This is a genomic window from Nostoc sp. CHAB 5715 (assembly GCF_020829685.1).
Taxonomy (GTDB): Bacteria; Cyanobacteriota; Cyanobacteriia; order Cyanobacteriales; family Nostocaceae; genus Nostoc.
Map to the genome: position 1 here is coordinate 1 of NZ_JAIVFR010000807.1, position 3531 is coordinate 3531.

Sequence of the window (3531 nt, forward strand, 5' to 3'; positions counted from 1 at the left end):
AACAGCAGGAGTATCGCTATTTTGGTATGCACCAAGTCCGACTTTGGCATTAGTGTAGACGAGGAAATTGTTAGCAACTTCCGATTCAACACCAGCACCTACCACTACTGAATCTTTATTACCTATGGGAGTTGGTGAGCCATCTTTCTCTACAAAAGAATAACCACCAGTTAAATAGGCATTAGTTTTATTAGCGATAGGCACATCCACAGAAACTTCTGGGATTATGGCACTTGTCTTATCACTCCAAAGGACATTACCGCGTGCAGAAAATGGCGTAGTTCCTAATTTCACGCGACCTGTGACATTACCACCAAATGTGGCATTATCGTTGATACCTTGTCCACCGCTAGTAACACCAGCTGCAACACCAGCACCAACATAGCTAGCATCAGTACCCTTTTTGGTTTCAGCAGAAGCTTGACCAGCTGATAGAACAAGAGGAGCGATTATTAAGGAAGACAATGCAGAAATTGTCATGAAAGACTTGAGTAAGCGTTTCATAATTTTTACCAAATTTTGTATTTTTTACTTGTATATTTCAAGTCGATAATTGTGTGAGAATGTTCCAAATGTTTCCCATACTTTATTAAATTAATGTTTTTATTGATGCATGACGTTTACAGTTTCACTATCCCGGAAAATCATAAATAAGCTGTTATAATTACATTCAATGTCTTTTCATCTGTGTTCTTTGTTCCAAAAATAGACGCTTTTAAAACTGGCACAATATTTGGAACTAAAACTAAGTCTGAAGATGGTAAAGAAAATACCCGCTTAACAATTTTTTGCCGAGCTTTTCACAGATGATGAAAATTAGGCTGTAGCATCCGTTGCAACAAGCTATAGAGGGAATCTATAAAGTTAATTTTGAGCAATTCTTGTGGAGATTGAATAATGCTAACCGCTACAAAAACGTTGTCTGGTTTGATGGGTTTATGTGTCGGTGATGCGTTGGGTGTGCCGGTGGAGTTTACTAGCCGCGCTGAACGAGTAAAATCTCCAGTGACAACGATGCAGGGTTATGGCACATGGAATCAACCACCAGGAACTTGGTCAGATGATAGTTCCTTAACCTTTTGCTTGGCAGAATGCCTTTGTAGGGGGTATTCGTTGGATGCTATAGCCAATTCCTTCTGGCGCTGGTACAAAGAGGCTTACTGGACTCCCCGTGGCGATGTCTTTGATATTGGTCAAACTACCCACACAGCAATTATGCGCCTGAAACAGGGAGTTGTTCCCCATCAGGCGGGTGGTAAGGTTGAAAATAGTAATGGCAACGGTTCGTTGATGAGAATCTTGCCGATGGCTTATTGTCACAGAAACTTCACTTTAAGCGAATTGCTGGCGCGGGTACATGATGTTTCGGCGATTACTCATGCTCATGCGCGATCGCAAATGGCCTGTGGCATTTATATTAGTATTGCAGTGGCGCTCTTGGAAGGGGCTGACCCGCAAACAGCTTATTTACAAGGATTGCAAGATATCCAAACAATTTATTCTGTCCGAGAATTTTTATTAGAGAAGCCGCATTTTGGCAGAATTTTCAGTGGTGAGATTGCCAAGATACCAGTAGAAGAGATTAATTCTGGTGGCTATGTGATTGATACCTTAGAATCATCCCTGTGGTGTTTGTTGAATAGTTCGTCTTATTCTGAGGCGGTGTTGAAAGCTGTTAACTTAGGTGGAGATACCGATACTACCGCCGCCGTCACTGGTGGGTTAGCAGGAATTTATTACGGCGTGGAAAATATTCCCAAACAATGGATGAATCAAATTGCTCGTAGACAAGACATTGTTTACTTGGCAGAGCGTTTTGCAAGGGCTGTCTACAGTTAGTAGTCTGTCAAGTGAAGTTTGAAAGGTAAAGGAACGAACTGCAAAGGACGCAAAGGAAGAAGGAAAAAAGAGAAATAAAAAGTTGATTTAACAAGCAAAGTTGGCTTGAGAGACTACTAGTTTGTAATTTTAAATTATACAAAGAGTGAGGAGTTATGAAAATCCTAACTCCTCAATCTTTACTTTTAACTTGCTGAGAAATCCACTGTAAGTAGGCTTGAGAACCAGCAACAATTGGTAAAGCAATAATTTCTGGCACTTCATAGGAGTGCAGGTTCTTAATTTTGGCCTCCATTGCAGGATATTGCCCCAAATCAGTTTTAATCAGTAATTGCCATTCTTGCTCTTTATGCAGTTCCCCTTGCCAGGTGTAAATTGAGTAGATTGGTAACAGACTCACACAAGCAGTAGGTTTAGCTTCTACAAGGGCATTTGCAATTGCTTCTGCCTCCTGTATGTTGCCAGCTACCAATACCACACCATAGCCAGCAGGTGTCTCCATAACCTCTAAACCGTTGCAGACAAAGAATAGACCTGACCATCAATCAGCAGTCGTGTAATACCCTTAGCTTGCAAATGAGTACGAGCCTTATGGAGCATTTTACTATCAGGAACTTTAATCACGCGATCGCGCTTGGTAGAAAAGCGTTTGGCGACGCGATGGTTATCAAACACCGGCAGAGTTCTTTGCTGGGTTTCCAGGCTGGGAATTTGCCCCAAGTCACCAAAATCTTTGAGAGGACGGGTAATTAATTCCGAAGAACGGTCAATCACCAAATAGCAAGTTTTCGGCAAATTGGCTATCGACAGAGGTAAAACTTGAACTGATGCTTCACCTGGTCTTCGTTTTGTGACTAACGGCCTTTGGTCATCCAGGTCATCGTCATCAAAATCTTCTTCCTCAAAGTCATCATCATCTAAATCATCATCTTCTAAATCGTGCAAATCCTCCGATTCGTCTAGCAAATCTTCGCCCAGCATCTGCGCGATGACGGCGGCTCCTGGATGTTCATTCTTTAGCGGTGGGATAGGAATGCTGACTATTTCCGGCGGCTTTGGCTCTGGAGTTTCTAATTTCTCTGTAACTCGGAGCTTTGGTTTTTCCGTCGCCGAGGGGCGTCGCCGCACCCGTCTACTAGCAGCGATTGACTCCGCCGTTTCCTCTGAGTAAAGTTGCTCCTCTACATGAATTACCCGACGTGGTAGTGGCTCAACCTTTGGCACTTCCACAGGGTGGCTCTCGATGATGGGTGGAACTTCTATCTCCGGCTCTGGTTGAGTCAGCAGGGGTAACTGCTCGTAGCTTACCTGCGCCCTACCCTCAGGAGTTCTCGCAGCCCGCTTTAAGGAGACTAAGTATTCATACTCATCTTCTGGCAAAGTGCTTTTGAGCAGACGACTAATTGTCGAGTTACTCACACCATAGCGGTCTGCCAAAGTTGAGGTTGTTTCGGCAGTCTCTCGATATAACTTAAGAATTTCTTGTTTGTCAGAGTCTGTTAATTTTCTCACGGTAGATACCAAAAATCTTTACTAAGCTCGTTTTCGTCCACTGGTACGGCGCGTTCGTCTTAGTGATGCGTCATATTCTAAGACAGCGCCCATACCAAATAACACTCCACTAAACACCCAAAACACTTCTAATATCTCCCCACTTTGATAATTGGGGCCTTGGGCGTATTTAAACCACAT

The 3531-nt window shown here is 43.0% G+C and carries 4 protein-coding genes; 1 reads left to right on the top strand and 3 read right to left on the bottom strand.

Annotated features, from left to right (window positions below; all coding sequences use genetic code 11):
• Positions 1–504 (bottom strand): porin family protein (locus LC574_RS31630; RefSeq protein WP_229457521.1); only part of this gene is annotated, 504 nt, incomplete at its 3' end.
• Positions 505–897: 393 nt separating this feature from the next.
• Here LC574_RS31630 and LC574_RS31635 point away from each other — a divergent pair.
• Complete coding sequence (locus LC574_RS31635; protein ID WP_229457522.1) at positions 898–1839, top strand: ADP-ribosylglycohydrolase family protein; 942 nt, start codon at positions 898–900, stop codon at positions 1837–1839.
• 172 nt (positions 1840–2011) lie between these two features.
• Here LC574_RS31635 and cutA read toward each other — a convergent pair whose 3' ends face one another.
• Together cutA and LC574_RS31645 are read right to left on the bottom strand one after the other, a co-directional pair.
• Positions 2012–2341 carry a divalent-cation tolerance protein CutA gene (gene cutA, locus LC574_RS31640; protein ID WP_229457523.1) on the bottom strand — a complete coding sequence of 110 codons (330 nt, stop codon included), beginning with the start codon at positions 2339–2341 and terminating at the stop codon, positions 2012–2014.
• 5 nt (positions 2342–2346) lie between these two features.
• Positions 2347–3351, bottom strand: a complete 1005-nt coding sequence (locus LC574_RS31645; RefSeq protein WP_229457524.1) for a transposase — start codon at positions 3349–3351, stop codon at positions 2347–2349.
• Between the last annotated feature and the right edge of the window lie 180 nt (positions 3352–3531).